Consider the following 23,471-nt stretch of genomic DNA (forward strand, 5'->3'; position numbering starts at 1 on the left):
GGGGCGCGGGGGCCGCTTGTTTTCCGGTCTCGTGCCATTGGCCCGGATTGTGGTGTCATGGAAGGAGGTTGGGGGTGTACTCGCATGTTGTGTGTCGTGGACCGGTACCGGCTCCTCGAACCCATCGGGCAGGGCGGCATGGGCCGTGTCTGGCGCGCGACCGACGAGCTGCTCGACCGTCCGGTCGCCGTGAAGGAACTACGGCTCGATGTCGCCGGCAGTGAGGAACTCGGGGTCCGGCGCGAGCGCGCGCTGCGCGAGGCGCGTGCGAGTGCCCGTATCGACCACCCCAATGTCGTACGGGTCTACGACGTGGCCGAGGAGGACGACCGGCTCTGGATCGTCATGGAACTGGTCGAGGCCCCCTCGCTGGCCCGGACCGTCGTCGAACACGGCCCTCTCGATGTACGCGAGACGGCCAGGATCGGCCTCGCGCTCGCAGAGGCGCTGCGCCGGGTGCATGCGGCCGGAGTACTGCACCGTGACATCAAGCCCGGCAACGTCCTGCTGGGGCCGGGTGGCCGAGTCGTACTCACTGACTTCGGGATCGCCGCCCTCCAGGATGCCCAGGGGCTGACGCAGGCCGGAGTCATCGTCGGCTCCCCGGAGTACATCCCGCCGGAACGTATCTCCGGCCGCCCACAGGGCCCGCCCTCCGACCTGTGGTCCCTCGGCGCCACGCTCTGCACCGCCCTGACCGGGCACTCCCCGTTCGAACGCGCCGGGACGCTCGCCACACTGGCCGCGGTGATGTACGAGGAGCCCCAACTGCCGCCTGAGGGTGAGCCGTTGACTCCGCTGCTGCGGAGGCTGCTGGCCCGGGATCCGGCGGCGCGGCCCGATGTGGGGGAGGTGGTGCGGTTCCTGTATCGGGTGCTTGCGACGCCGGTGGCCGCGAGCGCGCCCGTACCGGCGGGGCGCGAACTCCCCGCCGAGAGCGAGCGGGAGACCGAGGAGAGCGACAGCCCCGAGTGGCTCCCGCGGCTGCTCACGGTGCTCGTCCTGGTGGCCGCCACCGCCGTGGGCATCGTCATGATCATCACCGCGATCCGTCCCGGCGGTGAGACGAAGCTGCCGGACACCAGCCCGCCGCCCACGGTCGCGGGCACCTCGCGCCCGCCGCCGCCCTGACCTGCTCCATCGCTGCCATCAGGAGCGGCGCTTTCCCCCGGCCTGACCCGAGGAGGCCCGGCCGAAACACGCGTGTCACACTCGAACCATGCGCGTGTACCTCGGCTCCGATCATGCCGGTTTCGAACTCAAGAACCACCTCGTCGAGTGGCTCAAGGCGGCCGGCCACGAGCCCGTCGACTGCGGGCCCCTCATCTACGACGCCCAGGACGACTACCCGCCCTTCTGCCTCCGCGCGGCCTCGCGCACCGCGGCGGATCCCGGGTCCCTCGGCATCGTGATCGGCGGCTCGGGGAACGGCGAGCAGATCGCGGCGAACAAGGTGGCCGGGGTTCGGGCGGCGCTCGCCTGGAGCGAGGAGACTGCGGCGCTGGGGCGTCAGCACAACGATGCGAACGTTGTTGCTGTCGGGGCGCGGATGCATACGCGGGACGAGGCGACCAAGTTCGTCGAGACGTTCCTCAACACCCCGTTCTCGGGCGATGCCCGTCACCTCCGCCGCATCGACATGCTGTCGGCGTACGAGACGACGGGGGATCTGCCGGAGATTCCGGCGCACCACCCGCGGGGGTAGGGGGTTTTCTTCTTCCCCAGCCCCGCCCCTTCCCGAAACTGGGGGCTGCGCCCCCAGGCCCCCCTTGAGGGGTCGTGTGTCGGCCGCGGGACCGTCGTGGCTGGTCGCTCCCCCACTCTCGAATTCGCTCGAGCGGGGGGACCCCCATCGCGGCGGAGCCGCACATTGACACAGCCCCGCGCCCCTGAAGGGCGAGGTCAGCTATCCAGCCCAGGCCAGGCACAAGTCAGCCCGTCTGGGGGCACCTCTGGGGGCACCCCCAGCGGTAGCTGGGGGAGGTAGCTGGGGGAGTTTGAGGACGAGGCCGCCAAGCCGAGAGCGGGGGTCTGGGGGCGGAGCCCCCAGTTTCGGGAAGGGGCGGGGCTGGGGAAAGAATCCCGCTCGGACCGCAACACGAACACGACCAGGAGGCCCCCGTGCCCGAAGGGCACACCATCCACCGGCTGGCCGAGGACTACCTCGGACGGTTCGGTGGCCGGAAGGCACGCGTCACGAGCCCGCAGGGCAAGTTCGCCGACGCAGCAGCCCTCCTGGACGGCACGCAGCTCACCACCGCGGAAGCCCACGGCAAGCACCTCTTCCTACGGTTCGAGACCGAGAACTGGACCCATATCCACCTCGGCCTCTTCGGCAAGGTCACCTTCGGAGACGCCCCCGCACCCCCGCCCACCGAAACCGTCCGCCTCCGCCTCACCAACGACACCGCGTACGTAGACCTCCGCGGCCCCACCACCTGCACCCTGATCACGGACACGGAGAAGCAGGCGATACACGACCGCCTGGGCCCGGACCCCCTGCGCGAGGACGCCGACCCGGCACAGGCGTACGCACGCATCTCCCGCAGCCGCACGACGATCGCCGCACTCCTCATGGACCAGAAGGTCATCGCGGGCGTAGGGAACGTCTACCGCGCGGAAGTCCTCTTCCGGCACGGCATCGACCCGTACCGGCCGGGCAAGGACATCACTCCGGCCGAGTGGGACGCGATGTGGACGGACCTCGTCGCGCTCATGCGCCAAGGCGTCCGCGACAACCGCATCGACACGGTCCGCCCGGAACACGAGCCGGAGGCCATGGGCCGCCCACCGCGCAGGGACGACCACGGCGGCGAGGTCTACGTGTACCGCAGGGCCGACCTGCCCTGCCACATCTGTGGCGGCGAGATCCGCACCGCCGGTCTCGCCGCCCGCAACCTCTTCTGGTGCCCCACCTGCCAGAGGGCCTGAAGCGGCTCAGAAGCCGTGCGGCAGCCACGGTGCGACGACGGAGGAGAAGCCGAGCGAGGCCTCCGCGAGCGCGCCCTGGCGCAGCTCCCGTACCCGCCCGGCCGCGGCGAGTGCGGCGAGGGACACGCCGCCGAGATAGACCGCCCCCAACTCCCGTACGGACAGGGCGAGATCGGCCGAGTCGGTGGTCCGCTCGCAGGACGCCCCCTTCGCGTCACCGGAGAGCCGCCAACGCCCCTCGTTCCAGGGGCAGAACGCGTCCTCGACCTCGAACACGACGTCCACGGGCGTCTGATACGTACGCGCCTCGAGCGCCGCGCCGACGTCGACGGTCCGTACGTACAGCGAGTCGCGCAGGCCGAGCCCGCACCGCCGGATGTCGGAGACGAGGTGCTGCCAGGCGTCGTCGACGGGACGGTTGTAAGTCTTCACCGTCGACGTCAGGTCGATGTCGAACAGGAACCGCCACAGCGCCGCGTACGCAGCCGGGTCCAGCGCCTCCAGATCGCGCAGCTCGACCGTGCCCTTGGGGCCGGCCGCGTCCCACTCCGGCTTGATGGAGTACCGGACGTAGCCGACCACTTCCCCTTCCCGCTCGGCGAGCACGCACTGCAACGGCGACGAGCCCTTACGGTCGCTCTCCGGGTCGAGCAGCGGCAGCTGCTCCCAGCCGGGCAGCCGCGCCATCATCCCGGGCCGGGTCGGCACCCGCTGTGCGTAGACGGCCTCGCACGCATCGCGTACGGCGTCCGCGTCAGGTTCGGCGAGGCGGAGTCGTACGTCGTCGGTGCCCGTCGGCACCGACAGCCGTACCCGGGACGTGTCGATCTCCGCGCGCAGCTGCTGGGTCGCCGCGCCGTAGCCGAAGCGGCCGTATATCGCCGGCTCGGAGGCGGTCAGTACGGCCAGCGGCTCGCCCCAGGAGCGGATGTCGTCGAGCTGCCTGCGCATCATGGACGTCAGCACCCCGCGGCGGCGGTGCGTCGCGGCGACGCTCACCATCGTGATGCCGGCCGCCTTGACCGGGGCTCCGCCCGGAACGGTCATCCGGAAGCTGAACGCACCGGCCGTTCCCACGCACGCGTCGCCGTCCCAGGTCCCGATGAAGCGGTCGAACTCCGTGAGGCCGTTCCACAGGGCGCGCTCCTCGGGCGACTCGTCGACTCCGCCGAAGGCGAGCACCAACTTCCCGTACCACTCGTCCCATTCGTCCGGCCGAAGCACGTGCAAGCCAGTCGTCATGTGCCATGCCTACCAGGGCAATCCGGGATCAGCGAGTGGATTTCTGTCGGCTCGGGGCGGGCCGCCCACTGCGGCATGCGATCCTCGGGGATCGGACGTTTCTGTGACTTCGGTTCTCGGACGGGGGACAAGTGGGACCTCCCGTGCCAAGTACCAGGTCCGATGGATAGGGTCCCGAACAATGGCAGCAGGACGAGAGCGGCGCGCGGAAGCCGAGACGTTCGCGGCCCGGTGCAAGAAGCAGCTGCACCGGGTCCGCACCGGGCTGCGCAGATCCGCTGTCGACTACTTCCGCGGAGACGGTTCGGACTGGGTCGCGCTGGCCGCTCTGCTGCTGACGATTCCCGTGATCGCGGGCGCCACACTCGTCAACTCCGTGTGGTGTTCGCCGGCCGCGCTGGTCCTCCCGATCGTCGCCGGCGGGCTGCTGCTGCGCCCGGCCAGCCTGCTCGGCCTGTACGCGGCTGCCGCCACCGCGCTGATTGTCGAGTCCGTGAAGCTCGGTCCGTACACGGAGGGGCCGTCCCGGGTGACGCCGGGGATCGTGCTGGTGGTCGCCGCCTGCGGCTTCTTCGGTCTGCTGATCGCGCAGTTCCGCAGCCGGGTGGGGGTTCCGTGGCGGCGCGGCGGCACCATGCTGTTCGACCTGCGGGAACGCATCCGGGTCCAGAGCAAGTTGCCGAAGCTGCCGGTGGGCTGGCATCGGGAGATGGCCTTGCGGCCGGCCGGTGGTCAGTCGTTCTCGGGGGACTTCGTGGTGGCCGCCCGTACGAACGGGGGGCGCACGCTCGAGGTCGTGCTGACCGATGTGTCCGGCAAGGGCATGGACGCGGGGTCGCGTGCGCTGCTTCTGTCGGGGGCGTTCGGGGGGCTGCTCGGCTCGCTGCCGCCGCACGCCTTCCTGCCCGCGGCGAACGGTTACCTGCTCCGGCAGGACTGGGACGAGGGCTTCGCCACGTCGATCCACCTTGTTCTGGACCTGGACTCCGGTGACTACGAGCTCTTCTCGGCCGGGCATCCTCCGGGGCTGCAGCTCAGCGCGGGGAGCGGGCGCTGGGAGGAGAAGTCCGCGGAGGGGCCGTTGCTCGGGGTGTACGACGGGGCCCAGTTCGACTCCGTGAAGGGGACGTTGCGTCCGGGTGACGTTCTGATGCTGTTCACGGACGGCCTGGTCGAGACGTCCGACCGGGACATCGCGGAGGGGATCGACCGGCTTACCGGTGAGGCGGACCGGTATGTGGCTGGGGGGTTTCATGGGGCGGCGTGGCATTTGATTGAGGCGGTTGCGCGGGATGTGAACGATGACAGGGCGTTGCTGCTGATCTGTCGGGAGGCCTCCGGCGGTTGAGTGGGTGCGGGTGCGTTGTGGCTGGTCGCGGGGTGCCTCCGGCGGTTGGGCGGGTGCGGGTTGGTGGGTGGCTGGTCGCGCCGTTCCCCGCGCCCCTTGGGGTCCGGTGGGTGGGTCGGGGCCGTGGGCCGGTGCGTCAGCCCGTCGCAGGCCGGGCATACGGCCCTTTGCTGGTACAGGGTCCTGGTTCTCCGAGACCGAACCTACGCGACGGGCATACGACGCACCGGCCCACGGCCCCTCCCGCCGGTGGGAGGCTGCGGGCACGTGGTGGCTGGCGAGCATGAGGGCTGGCGGCTCCGGGAGCGCCCCGTCAGGGGCGCGGGGCTGTGACATATGCGGCTCCGCCGCGGGGCGCGACCAGCCACGACGCACCCGCAGCCGCGCACGATCTCAACACCCCACCCCCGGCAGGCGCCCGAGTATGAACCCACCCATTCCCCGGCAGGCGCCCCACCCGCCGGAGGCAGGGGGTCTGGGGGCGTAGCCCCCAGTTTCGGGAAGGGGCGGGGCTGGGGAAAAGAACCCCCGCCCACGTCGCCGCAGACGAAACACCTCCGCTGCCGAAGGGGGGTTTCCCCCACCCCAACCCGGCGGTCGCCCTCATGGTGCCGGCCGCCAATGGATCCGTAGCGTCGAGGCATCGGTAGGGATCGGCGAGGGGAAGGGCGGACCCGGCCATGGGCCTGCGGAAGAGGCGGTACGACGACGGGGCGGGGGACGACGCCCCACAGAACGTACGGAGCGGCCTGAGGCCGGACGGCGACTGGGCCGTCGAACTGCGGAGCGTACGGCGGCGGTACGGGCGAGGTGCGGGCGCCGTACACGCCCTGCGCGGCATCGACCTCGCCCTCCCACGCGGCAGCTTCACCGCGGTGATGGGCCCGTCCGGCTCGGGCAAGTCCACGTTCCTCCAGTGCGCGGCAGGCCTGGACCGGCCGAGCGGCGGGACGGTGCGGCTCGGCGGTACGGAGATCACCGGGATGAGCGAGAACAAGCTGACGGCGCTGCGCCGCGAACGCCTGGGCTTCGTCTTCCAGGCGTTCAACCTGTTGCCGTCACTCACCGTCGAGCAGAATGTCGTGCTGCCGATGCGTCTCGCGGGTCACCGGCCCGACCGGCGCCGGGCGGCCGGGGTCCTCGCTCAGGTCGGCCTGGACGGCCTGGGACGGCGTCGCCCCGGACAGCTCTCCGGTGGGCAGCAGCAGCGGGTCGCGATCGCCCGCGCCCTGGTCACCCGGCCCGACGTGGTCTTCGCGGACGAGCCGACCGGCGCGCTCGACACGCGCACTGCCGGTGAGGTCCTGGGGCTGCTCCGGCAGGCCGTCGACGCGGTCGCCGCCACGGTCGTCATGGTCACCCACGACCCGACGGCCGCCGCCTGGGCCGACCGTGTCCTGTTTCTCGCCGACGGTTCGATCGTCGACCGTCTGGAGCGCGCCCCGGCGGAGCAGATCGCTGCCCGGATGGCCGCTTTGACGGCTCCCGCGACCGTACGAGCGGCCGCCTGATGTTCGTACCCAACGGCCTGGCCCGCGCCGCCGTCCGCTTCAAGCCCGCCGCCTTCGTGGGCACGTTCGTCGCGCTGGCGATGGCCGCGCTCATAGTGTCGGCCTGCGGCATCCTCCTGGAGACCGGCCTGCGTGCCTCCGTCCCGCCCGTCCGTTACAAAGACGCCCCCGTGGTCGCCGCCGCCGACCAACGCGCCCACCGCGTCACCGGCCACGGCGACAGCCGCGAGGACGACGCCGTACCGGTCCCGGACAAGGCCTGGCTGGACAACTCCCTGGTGGCGAAGGCCGGTTCGGTGTCCGGTGCGCGCCAGGCGGTCGCGGACGTGACCTTCCCAGTGCGGGCGGGCGACGGCGCGCGGCTCACCGCCCATGGCTGGGGTTCCACCGCGTTCACCGGCGAGCGGCTGGCGGCGGGCCGGGCGCCGGGAGACGGTGAGGTCGTACTCGCCAAGGGCACGGTCGGTGAGCGCGTCAGCCTCACCACCGCCGACGACTCTCGCACCTTCCGCGTCTCCGGCATCGCGAAGGCCGGGCAGCAGGGTGATGTAGAGGGGACGGTTTGGTTCGCCGACTCCGAGGCCATACGTATCTCCGGTCATCCCGGGCATATCGACGCCATCGCCGTCCTGCCGAAGGACGGGGTGACGGCCGACGCCCTCAAGGCCCAGGTCGCGCGTGCCCTCGGGGACCGGGCCGAGGTGCACGCCGGCGACGACCGCGGCTCGGTCGAAGACTCCTCCCTCGCCGAGGCCGAGGAGCTTCTCATCGCGCTCGGCGCATCGTTCGGCGGGACTGCGACGATGGTGGCCGTGTTCACGGCGGCGGGGACGGTGGCACTGTCCATCGCCCAGCGGGCCCGCGAGTTCGCACTGCTGCGCGCGATCGGTACGACCCCGCGCCAGATCCGCCGGTCCATCGCCACCGAGAATCTGCTGGTCGCTCCTCTCGCGGGCCTCGTCGGCTGTCTGCCGGGCATCGGGCTGGCCCGTTGGTGGTTCGGACAGCTCAAGGACAAGGGGGCGATACCGGAGCCGGTCGCGCTGTCGGTCTCGTACATCCCGCTGCTCTCGGCCGTCGGCGCCGTGCTCGGTACCGCGCTGGTCGCCGGGTACATGGCGGCCCGCCGGCCGGCGCGGATCAAGCCGGGGCAGGCGCTCACCGAGGCGTCCGTGGAGCGGCTGCGCTTCGGCTGGATCCGTACGCCGCTGGGGATCGCGGCGGCCGTCGGCGGCTTCGTCTGCGCCGGTGTCGCCGCCTCGCAGACCGGCGAGGACGCGGCCAATGCGGCGCTGGGCATCGTGATGCTGTTCATGCTGGCCGTGGCGCTGCTCGGCCCGCTGGTCGCGCGGGCCTGCGCCGCCGTGTTCGGGCTGGCGTTGCGCGGGGCAGGCGCCACAGCCTCGCTGGCCGCCGCCAACTCCCGTACGAACGCCCGTCGGCTGGCCTCCGCGATCACCCCGATCGTCCTGGCGATGGCCTTCTCCTCGGTACTCGTCTTCATGCACACGAGTGAGGAGCGGGTCACGCGGGAGCAGCAGCGGGTCGGCACCGTGGCCGACCACATCGTGACCTCGGAGGCGGGGCTGACTCCGGGGGCGGTGCGGCAGGCAGCCCGCACCGCCGAAGTCACCGCCGCTGTCGGCTTGTTGAAGACCGATGTCCTCGTGCCGGCGGGCGGATATCTGCAGCCGGTCTCCACTCAGGGCGTCATGGGCTCGGCTCGGGACCTGGCCCGCGTGCAGGATTTGAAGGTCGAGAAGGGCGCGCTGTCCCTGAAGCGGGGCGAGGTCGCGATGGACACCTCACTGGCCCGCGACACCGATGTCGGCGTGGGCGACCGCGTCGAACTGCGCCTGCCCGACGGTACGAAAGCGACTCCGACCATCGTGGCGACGTACGGCCGAGGTATGGGTCTGTCCCAAGTGACCCTGAATCACGCGGACTTGGCGAGCCACGTCAGCTCCGCCTTCGCCACCGAACTCTGGACGAAGGGCGGCAGCGCCACCGACCTGGCGAAGTTCGGCACGGTCTCGGATCGCGGTGGCTACACCGCCGCCCAGTCCCTCGACCGCGAGCTGAACGCCTGGGCGAACACCGTCATGGCGGCGGTCCTCGGCGGCTTCGCGGCCGTTGCCGCCGTCAACACGCTGGTGATGACCGTCCTCGACCGTCGCCGAGAACTGGGCACCCTGCGGCTCATCGGCTCCACCCGCCGCCAGGTGCTGAACATGATCCACTGGGAGGCCCTGCTCGTCGCACTCGCGGGCCTCGCCCTCGGCACGGGCATCGCGCTCGCCACGCTCATCCCGATGATGAAGGGACTGACGGGGCAGGCACCGTACATACCACCGCTGCTGTACGGCTCGCTGGCCGCGGCCGTGCTCGTGATCGGTGTGGCGGCGGCGTCGATACCGGCCAGGTCGGCGCTACGCGGCACACTCGACGCATGACCGAGAACGCGCTGCTGACCCTCACCGAAGTCGAAGCCATCGCCCGCAACGCACACGCCGCCCAGACCGACAAGGCGGGCCGGCCGTACGCCGAGCACCTCCAGGCGGTGGCCGAAGGGGTACGCGCCCGGGGCGGCGACGACGAACAGATCGCCGCCGCCTGGCTCCACGACGCCATCGAGGACGACGCCGTCTCGGAGGACTGGCTCCTGCACGAGGCCGCGCTGACCCGGCGCACGAAGGACATCGTCCTGGCCCTCACCAGACGCCTCGGCGAGCCCCCGGAGTCGTACGCCGAACGCATCCTGGCGACGCCGGGGGCCCTCCTGGTCAAGGAATCCGACCTGGCCCACAACGCGAATCCGGCGAGGCTGGCGGCCCTGGACGAGCCCACGCGGACACGGCTGGAGCAGAAGTACGCAAGGATGCGCGAACTCCTGGGCCTGGTCTAGGACTTGGGCCTCGGCCTAGGACTTGGCCCGCTCACGAGCCAGTTCCGCCGCGTCCCGCTTGAACGCCCACTCCATCTTCGGCTCCATCGCGAAGCGGAACATGCGCTGGACGGGCGGCGTGCACAGCAGGGTGACCACGGCGGCGGCGACCAGGGTGACGAAGATCTCGCCGAGCGGCTCATGCAGCCAGGTGTAGTCGAACCAGCCCCAGAAACGGCCGCCCTTGACCAGGAAACCGTGCAGCAGATAGCCGTACAGCGTCCCCGCGCCGAGCACCGTGAACCACATCTTGCGACGCGGCACCCAGGAGAAGAAGCAGGCCGTGAGGATCATCGAGCAGCCGAACAGCGCGAGCGTCATCACGACGCCGGCCCACCACGGCGTGCCCAACTCCTGTGCGCTGTCCCGGTGGTAGAACCACGCCGACGTCATCCGCGGAGCCGCCCAGTACGCCACGACCAGCGCCGCCGCGAACACCGGCACCGACAGGATCCGGACTTCACGGCGCCGCATCAGCTGGAAGTGCTCGGGCTTCATGAACAGGCCGATGACAAAGAACGGCAGGAACTGCAGCACACGTTGCAGATCCAGGTCGTCACCGATGTCGGGCGAGACGGAGGCGAGGACCGCGATGGCGAGCGCGAGCGGCACCGGCCAGCGCACGACCTTCCACATCGGCGTCGTCAGCCGCCACACGAACAGAGCGACCAGGAACCACGTGAGGTACCAGGGGTCGAGCAGGCTGACCGGATGGCTCGGATCGTCGTCCGCCACCTTCTTGAAGACGGAGTACGCGGCTTCGAAGAGGATGTACGGCACGGCGATGCCCGTCACCAGCCGCTGGAGCCGGTCGGCACGCATGTCGAAACTGCGCGAGAAATAGCCGGAGATGAGGATGAACGCCGGCATGTGGAAGGCGTAGACGACCATGTAGAGCGCCTCGGCGCTGCGGCTGTGGTCGGTCAGCGGTTGCCAGGTGTGGCCCATCGCGACGAGCACGATGGCCAGGTACTTGGCGTTGTCGAAGAACGCGTCGCGTTGCTTGGCCGGCCCTGCCTGAGGCCCGGTGGGAGCGGTGTTCGCCTGGGGGGTGTCGCGGGTTCGCGGGCTCGGCATTCCGGACACCGACGATTCCTCCGTCGGCGGGAGCGGCGCCCTCTGTTGGCCGTGTGGGCGGAGCGAGTTCGTCACAGACCCTCCCACCAGGAACTGGGGGAGAGGATCCGGGACCTCACTGCGCATGCGGGGGACGAGGCAGCGGTGAACATCTGAGGCACCCTAGCGTCGCCGATGCGATTTCGTAAAACCCTCCGTGTCATTCCTGCTTAACCCTCGCTTATCCCGGTGAGTACGGGGGATTTGAAGAAGCGGGAGACGACATCGACTTGGTGATGCAGAGGTCGACTGATGTACTACGTACGCCTGTTACGTACCACTTCATACCGACTAAATGGTGCATAACGTTCGCGGGTGACTCTGGTGAAATGTCCGTTGATCGGCGTTTGTTGACCCGCTCGCCGGCCCCTCGCTGTGCCTGCGGCAACAATTCGAATTAGCTGCGAACAGGATGTGTGGGCAGGGCAATGACCCTCCTGAATTCGGCGTGCGGGAGGCTCCTCGAATTGCCGTACGCAGCCCCGCCGTTCATGGCCGCCGACGAGCGCCGCGCGGGTACGGATTGTGCAGGTCCGGCGAGAACGATGGCTGATGATGACCCACCTTCCGCATAGGCCGGGCCTGTTGGTGGCACGATGGTTCTGCGGGGGTGTGCGGGGTGGCGCCCTCGGGCCGGGAGAGCGGACCGACCGTAGGGTGTGATCAGTTGTGGCCATTTCGCTATCAGTTGTGCTGCTGTTGGGGATCGTCCTCGTGGTGTTGATCCGAGGAGGAACGATCAAGGCGGGTCCGGCGGTCGTCGCCGTACTGTTCGGCTTCTTCCTTGCCTCGACGGGCATGGCCGATGACATCCAGCGGTTCCTCAACTCGATAGCGGAGACGATCAACGAGATCCAGTTCTGAGCGGGGTCAGCGAGTGCAGCCCAACGACGTGACGAACACCTGGCAGCTGCGCGAGAGCCGGCCCAGCGCGATCGGAACCGTCCGCTGGGACCGCTTCGGCCCCGCTGACGGCCCGCCCGTGGTGCTGCTGCACGGCACCCCGTTCTCCTCGTACGTCTGGCACGAGATCGCCCCGACGCTCGCCTCGCAGGGCCACCGGGTCCACGTCTGGGACATGCCCGGCTACGGCAGCTCCGAGAAGGCCGGGAAGGGGGCGGCCCAGGACGTCTCCCTGAAGGCCCAGGCCGAGGTCTTCGCCGAGCTGCTGACCGCCTGGGGCCTGCAGGCCCCCTCCGTCATCGCCCACGACTTCGGCGGCTGCGTAGCCCTCCGGGCGCATCTGCTGCATGGCGCCGAGTACGGCCGCCTCGCCCTGGTCGATCCCGTGGCCCTCGCCCCCTGGGGCTCCCCCTTCTTCCGCCTGGTCGCGGAACACTCCGAGGTCTTCGAACAGCTCCCGGCTCCCCTGCACGAGGCCCTGGTCCGCGAGTACGTCAGCTCCGCGAGCCATCGCGGACTGCTGCCTCCCGTACTCGACGAGCTGGTCGCGCCCTGGACGGACGCGACAGGGCAAGCGGCGTTCTACCGCCAGATCGCCCAGGCCGACCAGCGCTACACCGACGAGATCCAGGACCTGTACCCGACCCTGAACCTCCCCGTCAGGATCTGCTGGGGCACGGAGGACACCTGGATCCCCGCCGCCAAGGGCCAGGAACTGGCCTCCCTCATCCCCGGCTCCCGCCTCCACCTGATCCCGAACGCGGGCCACCTCGTCCCGCTGGACGCCCCGGCCCAGCTCCTCGGCGAACTGCTCGCCTTCCTCAGGGACTGACGGCACCGACTGGCGGCAGCACCCGGAAACGCCTCAGGGCCAGGCAGAGGATTTGACCTCTGACCTGGCCCTGAGCTGTATGGAGCGGGCGACGGGAATCGAACCCGCGTAGCCAGTTTGGAAGACTGGGGCTCTACCATTGAGCTACGCCCGCACAGGATGCGCCGCAGGTCAGTGGACGCGCGGCACGGGAGCATCGTAGCGGGTGGCACCCCTTCGCCGCACATCCCGTTCCGCGCCCCCTCAGGCGCCCGCGAAATTGCGGGAGCCGCAGTGTCCGAGGGCATGTACCCTACGTGTCGCACCGACGGGGTGTGGCGCAGCTTGGTAGCGCGTCCGCTTTGGGAGCGGAAGGCCGTGGGTTCAAATCCCGCCACCCCGACCACCAGCAGGGCCCCGGTGGCCACCCGTAGGGACCCGGTCCGGAAGCCGACCGGGGTCCCGGGGACCGCGGCATCGGAAGCTCGCCTTTTGGGGCGTGTACCGCCTGCGGCTACTATGCAAACTGCGTGCCCGTATGTCTGCACTGTTACGTCTCGCAAGGGCCGCGAATCCGCTGAGGCACCCGCCGCATCCGGCAGAGGTCGACAGCAGAACCCCAAGAAGTCAGCCATCAAGGAGACCGAACCGTGAAGAGCGCCGTGGAGACCCTGAACCCGACCCGGGTTCGGCTCACTGTCGAGGTGCCCTTCGAGGAGCTCAAGGACAGCCTCGACGCGGCGTACAAGAAGATCAACCAGCAGGTCACGGTGAAGGGTTTCCGGAAGGGCAAGATTCCGGCGCGCGTCATCGACCAGCGGTTCGGCCGCGGTGCGGTTCTGGAGGAGGCGGTCAACGACGCGCTTCCGAAGTTCTACACCGACGCGGTCAACAACGCCGAGCTGAACGTGCTCGGCCAGCCCGAGGTCGACATCACGGAGCTGAAGGACGGCGAGACGCTGAACTTCACCGCCGAGGTCGACATCCGCCCGATCATCGAGATCCCGGACTACTCCGGTATCGAGGTCGAGGTCGACGCCGTCGAGGTCAGCGAGGAGGACGTCGACAAGGCCGTCGAGGAGCTGCGTGAGCGCTTCGCGTCCACCACGCCGGTCGAGCGCGCCGCCGAGGACGGCGACGTCGTGACGATCGACCTGGAGGCCAAGGTCGACGGCGAGGTCCTGGAGGACGGCGTCGCGAGCGGCGTCTCCTACACCATCGGCTCCGGTGAGCTGCTGGAGGGCATCGACGACGCCGTGAAGGGCCTGGAGGCCGGTGGCGAGGCCACCTTCACCTCCGAGCTCAAGGGCGGCTCGGCGGCCGGCAAGGAGGCCGAGGTCTCCGTCAAGGTCAGCCAGGTCGCCGCGCGTGAGCTTCCCGAACTGGACGACGACTTCGCGCAGCTCGCCTCCGAGTTCGACACCCTGGAGGAGCTGCGCACGGACAGCCGTAAGCGCCTCGAGAACATGAAGCAGTACGACCAGGCCACGCAGGCACAGGAGCGCGTCCTGGAGAAGCTGCTCGAGCTGGTCGAGGTGCCCGTCCCGGAGAAGCTCCTCGAGGACGAGATCAACACCCGTAAGCACAACCTCGAGCACCACCAGCTCGGTCAGATGGGCCTCGACCTGCCGCAGTACCTGGAGATCCAGGGCAAGACGGCCGAGGAGTTCGACACCGAGACGCGCGAGGCCGCGGTCAAGGGCATCAAGACCCAGTTCGTCCTCGACGAGCTGGTCAACAAGGAGAAGCTGAACGTCAACCAGGAGGAGCTCACCGAGCACCTCATGCGTCGCGCGGCCTCCTCCGGCATGTCCCCCGACCAGTTCGCCCAGGCGGTCGTCGAGGGCGGCCAGGTCCCGATGCTCGTCGGCGAGGTCGCCCGCGGCAAGGCCCTCGCGGTCGTCGTCGAGGCGGCCACGGTCAAGGACACGAACGGCGAGATCGTGGACCTGGACGACGAGGAGGACGAGGCCGAGGCCGCCGAGTCCTCCTCCGAGGAGACCCCGGCGGAGGACTCCGCGGAAGCGGCTGAGGAGGACTCCGAGGCCCCCGAGGAGAAGCCTGAGGCCTGATCGCCTCGCTGACCTCCAGCAGGCCCCGGACCGCACAAGCGGTCCGGGGCCTGCTGCGCTACGCCCAGGGGAGCACCCCCAAAGGGGCGCGGAGCCGCATATGTCACAGCCCCGCGCCCCAAGGGGACGGCCCGCCAAAACCCCGGCTCGACCAGCGGAGCGCATGCGCTCACAGCGAACAGTTCCCTCCTCGGGATTCCCCGAAGGGACCCGCGCGTTAGGGTCCATGAGTACGAGGGCAGGGGAGTCCCGATAAACCGCCGGACGGCCCCCCGCCCCGGCAGAACACGTGAGACGGCCCCGGCGCCGTCAACAAGACGAGCAGGTGGATACGTGACGAATCTGATGCCTTCAGCCGCCGGCGAGCCCTCCATCGGTGGTGGCCTCGGCGACCAGGTCTACAACCGGCTGCTCGGTGAGCGGATCATCTTCCTCGGCCAGCCGGTCGACGACGACATTGCGAACAAGATCACCGCACAGCTGCTGCTCCTTGCCGCCGACCCGGACAAGGACATCTTCCTGTACATCAACAGCCCCGGCGGATCGATCACGGCCGGCATGGCGATCTACGACACCATGCAGTACATCCAGAACGACGTGGTGACCATCGCCATGGGCATGGCGGCTTCCATGGGCCAGTTCCTGCTGAGCGCGGGCACCCCGGGCAAGCGCTTCGCCCTGCCGAATGCCGAGATCCTGATCCACCAGCCCTCGGCCGGCCTCGCCGGTTCCGCGTCGGACATCAAGATCCACGCCGAGCGGCTGCTGCACACCAAGAAGCGGATGGCGGAGCTGACCGCCTTCCACACCGGCCAGACCGTGGACCAGGTCACCCGCGACTCGGACCGGGACCGCTGGTTCGACCCGATCGAGGCCAAGGAGTACGGCCTGATCGACGACATCATGCCCACCGCTGCCGGTATGCCGGGCGGCGGAGGCACCGGAGCGGCCTAGGCCGGCTTGCGCCCACGGGCAGCCCAGCCGCGGCCCCGAGCGCAGCCGACATAAGCCTTCCGAGCCCCCAGCCGACCGCCTCAGCTCTTTTCAGGCTCCCAGGAGACACAGTGAACGACTTCCCCGGCAGCGGCCTCTACGCCCGCACGGAGGCCGAGTACACCGGCCCCCGCGCGGAGTCCCGCTACGTCATCCCGCGCTTCGTCGAGCGCACCTCGCAGGGCGTGCGCGAGTACGACCCGTACGCGAAGCTCTTCGAGGAGCGCGTGATCTTCCTCGGCGTGCAGATCGACGACGCCTCCGCCAACGACGTCATGGCGCAGCTGCTGTGCCTGGAGTCGATGGACCCCGACCGTGACATCTCGGTCTACATCAACAGCCCCGGCGGCTCCTTCACGGCGCTTACGGCGATTTACGACACGATGCAGTTCGTGAAGCCGGACGTCCAGACGGTCTGCATGGGCCAGGCGGCCTCCGCCGCCGCGATCCTGCTCGCCGCCGGTACGCCGGGCAAGCGCATGGCGCTGCCCAACGCCCGCGTGCTGATCCACCAGCCCTACAGCGAGACGGGCCGTGGCCAGGTCTCCGACCTGGAGATCGCGGCGAACGAGATCCTCCGGATGCGCGCCCAGCTGGAGGAACTGCTGGCCAAGCACTCCACGACGCCGATCGAGAAGATCCGTGAGGACATCGAGCGCGACAAGATCCTCACTGCTGAGGACGCGCTCTCGTACGGTCTGATCGACCAGATCATCTCGACCCGGAAGATGAACAACGCCGCGGTCGCGTGACGTAGCGCTGTATCGTCAGCCGCCCCTTGGCACGGTTTGGCGCCGTACGCGTCAAAGTGAACCGCGCCAAGGGGGGCCCGAACGGGGGGCTCGGCAAGGTACCGTCGGACATAAGGCAGCACCAGGAGCCGCTGGACCTAGGCGTCTCCCAGGCGAAGGGGAAGCACACCGTGGCACGCATCGGTGACGGCGGCGATCTGCTCAAGTGCTCGTTCTGTGGCAAGAGCCAGAAGCAGGTCAAGAAGCTCATCGCAGGCCCCGGTGTGTACATCTGCGACGAGTGCATCGATCTCTGCAACGAGATCATCGAGGAAGAGCTGGCGGAAACGAGCGAGGTCCGCTGGGAGGAACTCCCCAAGCCCCGCGAGATCTACGAGTTCCTCGAGGGATACGTCGTCGGCCAGGAGTCGGCGAAGAAGGCCCTCTCCGTCGCGGTGTACAACCACTACAAGCGGGTCCAGGCCGGCGAGAACAGCACGGGGCAGAACCGCGACGACGCCATCGAGTTGGCGAAGTCGAACATCCTGCTCCTCGGCCCCACGGGCTCCGGCAAGACCCTGCTCGCCCAGACCCTGGCGCGCATGCTGAACGTCCCCTTCGCCATCGCCGACGCGACGGCGCTGACGGAGGCGGGGTATGTCGGCGAGGACGTCGAGAACATCCTGTTGAAGCTCATCCAGGCCGCGGACTACGACGTCAAGAAGGCCGAGACCGGGATCATCTACATCGACGAGATCGACAAGGTGGCCCGCAAGAGCGAGAACCCGTCGATCACGCGGGACGTGAGCGGCGAGGGTGTCCAGCAGGCGCTGCTGAAGATCCTCGAAGGCACGACGGCCTCGGTCCCGCCCCAGGGTGGACGCAAGCACCCCCACCAGGAGTTCATCCAGATCGACACGACGAACGTCCTGTTCATCGTGGGCGGCGCCTTCGCCGGCCTGGAGAAGCTCATCGAGTCCCGCGCGGGCGCGAAGGGCATCGGCTTCGGCGCGACGATCCGCTCGAAGCGCGAGCTGGAGGAGAAGGACCAGTTCGAGGACGTCATGCCCGAGGACCTGGTCAAGTTCGGCATGATCCCGGAGTTCATCGGCCGCCTCCCGGTCATCACGAGCGTGCACAACCTCGACCGCGAGGCGCTTCTCCAGATCCTGGTGGAGCCGCGCAACGCGCTCGTGAAGCAGTACCAGCGCCTCTTCGAACTCGACGGCGTGGAGCTGGACTTCGAGCGCGAGGCCCTCGAAGCCATCGCCGACCAGGCCATCTTGAGGCAGACCGGCGCCCGTGGCCTGCGCGCCATCATGGAAGAGGTCCTCCAGTCGGTGATGTACGAGGTCCCGTCCCGCAAGGACGTCGGCCGAGTCGTCATCACAGCGGACGTCGTCCTCTCGAACGTCAACCCGACGCTGATCCCGCGGGACGCCCGTGGGCGGGGCCCGGGGGAGCAGAAGACGGCGTAGCCGTCGGCAGGCGTACGATGCGGCGTCGATGCGCGGCGTCAGATCTTGACGCGGACTTCCTTGCGGAACTTGGCCGTGATGTCGGCGGCGTCTTGGAGGTCGGCGCTCTTGCCTGCCATGGCGTCGGCCAGGTCGATGTTGATGACGACGCCAAGCGTGCTGTGGTCACCCCAGATGCACACCGGCATGCTCATCTCCGCGGGCCCGGAGGCCGGGTCGCCCGCCTCGGCCTCGTCGTTCTTGAACTTGGTCTCCTGGCACTTCAGGATCGCGCCGTCCAGACCGCTGGGCTCGTAGCTCTTCGGGCTTCCGACGACCTGGGCCTCGGTTTCCTCGTCCTTGGCGGAGTTCGTCTTCAGCTCGGCGAACATGGCGTCGACGACCTTCTCCGGGTCGTCGATCTCGCCGTAGACGCCCATGAACTGGAGCATCTTCATGGCGAGCGGATTGCTCTCGTCCCCGGCCTGGTAGGTGGCGTCGATGTCCTTGGGGTTCGTGACGCCGTGCTTCTCCGCATCCTTGAGGTCATCCTTGCTGAACCCGCCGCTGTCGGCCCCGTCCTCGCCCTTCTTGTACTCACCGCTGAGTACCGTCGCCGGCGTGGTCAGCTTGTGCGGGCCGTCGTCCGCCACGTCCGAGGAACCGCCGCCGCCCCCGCCGATCACGAAGTACGCGCCCACCGCGATCGCGGCCACGACCGCCACCGCGCCGATGATGATCCCCGTCTTCTTCTTGCCGCCGCCGGGAGCGGACGGCTGCGGCATGCTGTAGGGCGGGGGCTGCTGGCCGTACGGCGGCTGCTGGCCGTAGCCGGGCTGCTGGGGCGGGGCCCCGGGAGGCGTCTGCTGGGGGTACCCATAGCCCGGCTGCTGCGGAGGAGCCTGCTGCGGGTAGCCGTAGCCGGGCTGCGGGGCCTGCGGCGGCTGGCCGTAGGGGCCGGGCTGGCCGGCCGGCTGACCGTACGGTCCAGGCTGCTGGGGCTGCCCGCCGTACGGGCCCGGCTGGTTGTAGCTCATTTCTGGGTTCCCCTCCAGATACTTATGCGATCCGAACATCCTGGCGTAAGGAGCGCCCGCGCGGAGCACCGGGGGTCCCACCGTTACCAAACAATCCGGTTTCGGGACGGGTCCGTAACACCTCTAAACTGACCCCGTGACCGAGAACGCTCAGCAGCAGCCGCCAGCCAACACCCCCGAACTGCCGACCCAGTACGCGCCGGCCGAGGTAGAGGGGAAGCTGTACGAGCGCTGGGTAGAGCGGGGTTACTTCGGCGCCGACGCGAAGAGCGACAAGCCGCCGTACACCATCGTCATCCCGCCGCCGAACGTCACCGGCTCGCTCCACCTGGGCCACGCCTTCCAGCACACGCTCATGGACGCCCTCACGCGCCGTAAGCGCATGCAGGGGTACGAGTCGCTGTGGCTGCCCGGCATGGACCACGCCGGTATCGCCACGCAGAACAAGGTCGAGCAGCAGCTCGCGGAGGAAGGCAAGTCCCGCCATGACCTCGGGCGCGAGGAGTTCGTCTCGCGCGTCTGGCAGTGGAAGGAAGAGTACGGCGGCCGGATCCTCGGCCAGATGCGGCGGCTGGGCGACGGCGTCGACTGGAGCCGCGAGCGGTTCACCATGGACGAGGGGCTGTCCCACGCCGTCCAGACCATCTTCAAGAAGCTGTACGACGACGAGTTGATCTACCGCGCCGAGCGCATCATCAACTGGTGTCCCCGTTGCCTCACCGCCATCTCGGACATCGAGGTCGAGTACCAGGACGACGACGGCGAGCTCGTCTCCATCAAGTACGGGGAGGGCGAGGAGACTCTGGTCGTCGCCACCACCCGGGCCGAGACGATGCTCGGTGACACCGCCGTGGCCGTTCACCCCGAGGACGAGCGCTACCAGCACCTGATCGGGAAACGGATCAAGCTGCCGCTCACCGACCGCACCATCCCCGTCGTCGCGGACACGCACGTCGACCCCGAGTTCGGCACCGGCGCCGTCAAGGTGACGCCCGCGCACGATCCGAACGACTTCGAGATCGGCCAGCGGCACGGCCTGGAGTCGCTGACGGTCATGGACGAGCGCGGCGTCATCACCGTCCACGGCCCGTTCCAGGGGCTCGACCGCTTCGAGGCCCGATCCACGATCGTCGCCGCGCTGCGCGAGCAGGGCCGGATCGTCGCCGAGAAGCGTCCGTACGTCCACTCCGTCGGCCACTGCTCGCGCTGCAAGACCACCATCGAGCCGCGACTGTCCCTTCAGTGGTGGGTCAAGGTCGGCCCGCTCGCGCAGGCGGCGGGTGACGCCGTCCGTGACGGACGGGTGGAGATCCACCCGAAGGAGATGTCGAAGCGCTACTTCGACTGGGTCGACAACATGCACGACTGGTGCATCTCGCGCCAGCTGTGGTGGGGCCACCGGATCCCTGTCTGGTACGGGCCGAACGGCGAGGTCGTCTGCGTCGGCCCCGACGAGCAGCCCCCGAGCGGCGACGGCTGGACCCAGGACACCGACGTCCTCGACACCTGGTTCTCCTCCGGCCTGTGGCCGTTCTCCACGCTCGGCTGGCCGGAGCGGACGCCGGACCTCGAGAAGTTCTATCCGACGGACGTCCTGCTCACCGGGCACGACATCATCTTCTTCTGGGTCGCCCGGATGATGATGTTCGGTCTGTACGCGATGGACGGCGAGGCTCCGTTCAAGACCATCGCGCTGACCGGTCTCGTCCGTGACGAGCACGGCAAGAAGATGTCCAAGTCGAACCCCAACTCGGTCGACCCGCTGGACTGGATGGACGCGTACGGCTCCGACGCCGTCCGCTTCACGCTCGCCCGCGGCGCCAACCCGGGCGCGGACGTGCCGATCGGCGAGGACTGGGTCCAGGCCTCCCGGAACTTCGCCAACAAGATCTGGAACGCCACGCGCTTCGCGCTGATGAACGGCGCGACGGTCGAGGGCCCGCTCCCGGACCCGTCCGAGATGTCGGCGACGGACCGGTGGATCCTGTCCCGCCTCAACGAGACCGTCGCCGAAGTCGACGCGTTCTACGACGACTTCCAGTTCGCCAAGCTCTCCGACTCCCTCTACCACTTCGCGTGGGACGAGGTCTTCGACTGGTACGTCGAGCTGTCCAAGACGACGTTCAACGCGGGCGGCGCGGCAGCCGACGCCAGCAAGCGGGTCCTGGGTGAGGTCCTGGACGTCACGCTGCGGCTGCTGCATCCGATCGTTCCGTTCGTCACGGAGACGCTGTGGACCACCCTCACGGGCGGCGAGTCCGTCGTGATCGCGGGCTGGCCGGCCGCTGTGCTTGTTCCTGGGGCTGACGCCCCGGGCGGGTTCCGTGACACGGCGGCCGAGCGGGAGATCGAGACGCTTCAGCAAGTCATCACGGAGGTCCGCCGCTTCCGCGCCGACCAGGGGCTCCAGCCCGGCCAGCGTGTCCCGGCCCGGCTGACGCTCGACGGGACCGCCCTGGCCCCGCACGAGGCGGCCATCCGCCAGCTGCTGCGCCTCCAGCCTGAGGGCGAGGGCTTCGCGGCCACGGCGACGCTGCCGGTCGCGGGCGCGCAGGTCGCGCTGGATCTCTCCGGCACGATCGACGTGGCCGCCGAGCGGAAGCGGCTCGCGAAGGATCTCGCCGCCGCACAGAAGGAGCGCCAGCAGGCCGAGGCGAAGCTGGGCAACGAGGCGTTTCTCGCGAAGGCCCCGGAGCAGGTCGTGGACAAGATCCGTACGCGGCTTGCCAAGGCGGGGGAAGACATCGCGCGGATTCAGGCCCAGTTGGAGCGGTTGCCGCAGGGCTAGACGGTGTTACGTGGTGGAAGGCGCCCGGAGCTGGAAGGCTTCGGGCGCCTTTTGCTGAAACGTAGACTGGGCCCCGTGAGTGAGCTCCCCCCAGACCACAGCAGCGAGCCCGACCCCTTCGACGAGATCGTCGGTGCGGAGACCGACCGCGATCCCGATCTCGCGGTGATCGAGGCCGGCAGCCGTACCCTGCGTGCGCAGGGCGGGCCGCCGGAGGCCGATATTCCCGCGCGGCCGGCCGATCCCGAGGTCGACAAGGCGTTGCGCGAGGTCGAGGCCGAGTTGGCCACGCGGTGGGGTGAGACGAAGCTGGAGCCGTCGGTCACGCGGATCGCTGCGCTGATGGACGTACTGGGGGAGCCGCAGCGCTCGTACCCCTCGATCCACATCACGGGGACGAACGGCAAGACGTCCACGGCCCGCATGATCGAGGCGCTGCTCGGCGCCTTCGAACTGCGCACCGGGCGGTACACCTCGCCGCACGTCCAGTCGATCACCGAGCGGATCAGCCTGGACGGCGCGCCGATGGACGCCGAGCGGTTCGTGGAGACGTACCGGGACATTCAGCCGTACGTCGAGATGGTGGACGGGCAGCAGGAGTTCCGGCTGTCCTTCTTCGAGGTGCTGACCGGGATGGCGTACGCGGCGTTCGCGGACGCGCCGGTCGATGTGGCCGTTGTCGAGGTGGGTATGGGCGGCAGCTGGGACGCCACGAACGTGATCGACGGTGATGTCGCCGTGGTGACCCCCATCGATCTGGACCACACGGACCGGCTGGGCACCACGCCCGGCGAGATCGCCACGGAGAAGGCGGGCATCGTCAAGCAAGGTGCGACCGTGATTCTGGCCCAGCAGCCGGTCGACGCGGCGCAGGTGATGCTGAAGAAGGCCGTCGAGGTCGATGCGACGGTCGCCCGCGAAGGGCTGGAGTTCGGGGTCGTATCGCGTCAACTGGCTGTCGGCGGGCAGATGTTGACATTGCGTGGGCTCGGCGGGGAATACGAAGAGGTGTTCCTGCCGGTGCACGGCGCGTACCAGGCGCACAACGCGGCCGTCGCGCTCGCCGCGGTGGAGGCGTTCTTCGGTGTGGGCGCGGCGCGGGCCGAGCGGCTCGATATCGACACGGTCCGCAAGGCGTTCGCGGCGGTTGCCGCGCCGGGGCGGATGGAGGTCGTGCGGCGGTCGCCGACCGTTGTACTGGATGCCGCGCACAATCCGGCGGGTGCCCGTGCGACCGCCGAAGGCGTCAGTGAGGTGTTCGACTTCAGCCGGCTGATCGGGGTGGTCGGCATGAGCGGCGACAAGAACGTACGAGGTCTGCTGGAGGCCTTCGAGCCGATCTTCGCCGAGGTGGTGATCACGCAGAACTCCAGTCATCGGGCGATGGACGCGGATGCGTTGGCCGCGCTGGCCGTCGAGGTGTTCGGTGAGGAGCGGGTTCAGGTGGAGCCACGGCTCGACGACGCCCTGGAAGCCGCGATCACGCTGGCCGAGGAGGAGGGTGAGTTCGCGGGCGGGGGCGTTCTCGTCACCGGTTCCGTCATCACCGTGGGCGAGGCCCGACTGCTGTTGGGGAGGGGCTGAGCT

General features: G+C 69.3%; 18 protein-coding genes and 2 tRNA genes. 16 read left to right on the top strand and 4 right to left on the bottom strand.

The annotated features are described in order from the left end of the window. Positions 1 to 84 precede the first annotated feature (84 nt). The 3 genes from ACYVO6_RS06100 to ACYVO6_RS06110 all read left to right on the top strand — a co-directional run bounded on the left by ACYVO6_RS06100 (position 85) and on the right by ACYVO6_RS06110 (position 2,931). Positions 85 to 1,131: a serine/threonine-protein kinase gene (locus tag ACYVO6_RS06100; protein WP_461058028.1), complete on the top strand. Its 1,047-nt coding sequence runs from the start codon at positions 85 to 87 to the stop codon at positions 1,129 to 1,131. An 88-nt stretch (positions 1,132 to 1,219) separates the two neighbouring features. After that, positions 1,220 to 1,705, top strand: a complete 486-nt coding sequence (locus ACYVO6_RS06105) for a ribose-5-phosphate isomerase (protein WP_461058030.1) — start codon at positions 1,220 to 1,222, stop codon at positions 1,703 to 1,705. A 416-nt stretch (positions 1,706 to 2,121) separates the two neighbouring features. Then, positions 2,122 to 2,931, top strand: a complete 810-nt coding sequence (locus ACYVO6_RS06110; protein WP_461058032.1) for an Fpg/Nei family DNA glycosylase — start codon at positions 2,122 to 2,124, stop codon at positions 2,929 to 2,931. Positions 2,932 to 2,937: 6 nt separating this feature from the next. On the opposite strand, the gene ACYVO6_RS06115 is transcribed toward ACYVO6_RS06110, so the two are convergent. Further along, entirely contained in the window at positions 2,938 to 4,173 is a 1,236-nt protein-coding gene (locus tag ACYVO6_RS06115; protein WP_461058034.1) for a GNAT family N-acetyltransferase, read from the bottom strand. Positions 4,174 to 4,354: 181 nt separating this feature from the next. On the opposite strand from ACYVO6_RS06115, the gene ACYVO6_RS06120 reads away from it, so the two are divergent. The 4 genes from ACYVO6_RS06120 to ACYVO6_RS06135 all read left to right on the top strand — a co-directional run bounded on the left by ACYVO6_RS06120 (position 4,355) and on the right by ACYVO6_RS06135 (position 9,937). Continuing rightward, complete coding sequence (locus ACYVO6_RS06120) at positions 4,355 to 5,521, top strand: SpoIIE family protein phosphatase (protein WP_461058036.1); 1,167 nt, start codon at positions 4,355 to 4,357, stop codon at positions 5,519 to 5,521. 680 nt (positions 5,522 to 6,201) lie between these two features. Beyond that, on the top strand, positions 6,202 to 7,032 hold the full coding sequence (locus ACYVO6_RS06125) for an ABC transporter ATP-binding protein (RefSeq protein ID WP_461058038.1): 831 nt from the start codon (positions 6,202 to 6,204) through the stop codon (positions 7,030 to 7,032). Then, positions 7,032 to 9,485 carry an ABC transporter permease gene (locus ACYVO6_RS06130; RefSeq protein WP_461058040.1) on the top strand — a complete coding sequence of 818 codons (2,454 nt, stop codon included), beginning with the start codon at positions 7,032 to 7,034 and terminating at the stop codon, positions 9,483 to 9,485. Before ACYVO6_RS06125 ends, ACYVO6_RS06130 begins: the two co-directional genes overlap by 1 nt. Then, positions 9,482 to 9,937 carry an HD domain-containing protein gene (locus ACYVO6_RS06135; protein ID WP_461058042.1) on the top strand — a complete coding sequence of 152 codons (456 nt, stop codon included), beginning with the start codon at positions 9,482 to 9,484 and terminating at the stop codon, positions 9,935 to 9,937. Before ACYVO6_RS06130 ends, ACYVO6_RS06135 begins: the two co-directional genes overlap by 4 nt. Positions 9,938 to 9,952: 15 nt before the next feature. On the opposite strand, the gene ACYVO6_RS06140 is transcribed toward ACYVO6_RS06135, so the two are convergent. Next, positions 9,953 to 11,053 carry an acyltransferase family protein gene (locus ACYVO6_RS06140; RefSeq protein ID WP_461058235.1) on the bottom strand — a complete coding sequence of 367 codons (1,101 nt, stop codon included), beginning with the start codon at positions 11,051 to 11,053 and terminating at the stop codon, positions 9,953 to 9,955. Between the two features lie 708 nt (positions 11,054 to 11,761). Between ACYVO6_RS06140 and ACYVO6_RS06145 the strand changes: the two genes are divergently transcribed. Beyond that, the gene (locus tag ACYVO6_RS06145) at positions 11,762 to 11,956 is read left to right on the top strand and encodes a hypothetical protein (protein WP_033328032.1); all 195 of its coding nucleotides are present in this window, start codon (positions 11,762 to 11,764) and stop codon (positions 11,954 to 11,956) included. A gap of 28 nt (positions 11,957 to 11,984) precedes the next feature. Then, entirely contained in the window at positions 11,985 to 12,827 is an 843-nt protein-coding gene (locus ACYVO6_RS06150) for an alpha/beta fold hydrolase (protein ID WP_461058044.1), read from the top strand. Positions 12,828 to 12,907: 80 nt separating this feature from the next. Here ACYVO6_RS06150 and ACYVO6_RS06155 read toward each other — a convergent pair. Beyond that, positions 12,908 to 12,981: transfer RNA gene (locus tag ACYVO6_RS06155), tRNA-Gly, on the bottom strand. Between the two features lie 154 nt (positions 12,982 to 13,135). On the opposite strand from ACYVO6_RS06155, the gene ACYVO6_RS06160 reads away from it, so the two are divergent. The 5 genes from ACYVO6_RS06160 (at position 13,136) to clpX (ending at position 18,080) form a co-directional block, all read left to right on the top strand. Next, a tRNA-Pro gene (locus tag ACYVO6_RS06160) sits at positions 13,136 to 13,212 on the top strand. Between the two features lie 244 nt (positions 13,213 to 13,456). Continuing rightward, a complete protein-coding gene (gene tig / locus ACYVO6_RS06165) occupies positions 13,457 to 14,878 on the top strand; it encodes a trigger factor (protein ID WP_461058046.1) in 1,422 nt (473 codons plus the stop codon). 345 nt (positions 14,879 to 15,223) lie between these two features. Next, a complete protein-coding gene (locus tag ACYVO6_RS06170; protein WP_386353524.1) occupies positions 15,224 to 15,832 on the top strand; it encodes an ATP-dependent Clp protease proteolytic subunit in 609 nt (202 codons plus the stop codon). A 110-nt stretch (positions 15,833 to 15,942) separates the two neighbouring features. Further along, entirely contained in the window at positions 15,943 to 16,623 is a 681-nt protein-coding gene (locus ACYVO6_RS06175; RefSeq protein ID WP_033328039.1) for an ATP-dependent Clp protease proteolytic subunit, read from the top strand. Positions 16,624 to 16,793: 170 nt separating this feature from the next. After that, entirely contained in the window at positions 16,794 to 18,080 is a 1,287-nt protein-coding gene (gene clpX, locus ACYVO6_RS06180) for an ATP-dependent Clp protease ATP-binding subunit ClpX (RefSeq protein WP_033328041.1), read from the top strand. Between the two features lie 38 nt (positions 18,081 to 18,118). Here the strand turns inward: clpX and ACYVO6_RS06185 are convergent, their stop codons facing one another. Continuing rightward, a complete protein-coding gene (locus tag ACYVO6_RS06185; RefSeq protein ID WP_461058049.1) occupies positions 18,119 to 19,096 on the bottom strand; it encodes a hypothetical protein in 978 nt (325 codons plus the stop codon). Positions 19,097 to 19,232: 136 nt separating this feature from the next. On the opposite strand from ACYVO6_RS06185, the gene ACYVO6_RS06190 reads away from it, so the two are divergent. Then, positions 19,233 to 21,884 (top strand): valine--tRNA ligase, encoded by a 2,652-nt coding sequence (locus ACYVO6_RS06190; protein WP_461058051.1) that lies wholly within the window; start codon positions 19,233 to 19,235, stop codon positions 21,882 to 21,884. A 75-nt stretch (positions 21,885 to 21,959) separates the two neighbouring features. Continuing rightward, complete coding sequence (gene folC, locus ACYVO6_RS06195; RefSeq protein WP_461058053.1) at positions 21,960 to 23,468, top strand: bifunctional tetrahydrofolate synthase/dihydrofolate synthase; 1,509 nt, start codon at positions 21,960 to 21,962, stop codon at positions 23,466 to 23,468. Positions 23,469 to 23,471: the final 3 nt, after the last annotated feature.

The organism is Streptomyces pseudoechinosporeus (assembly GCF_054783935.1).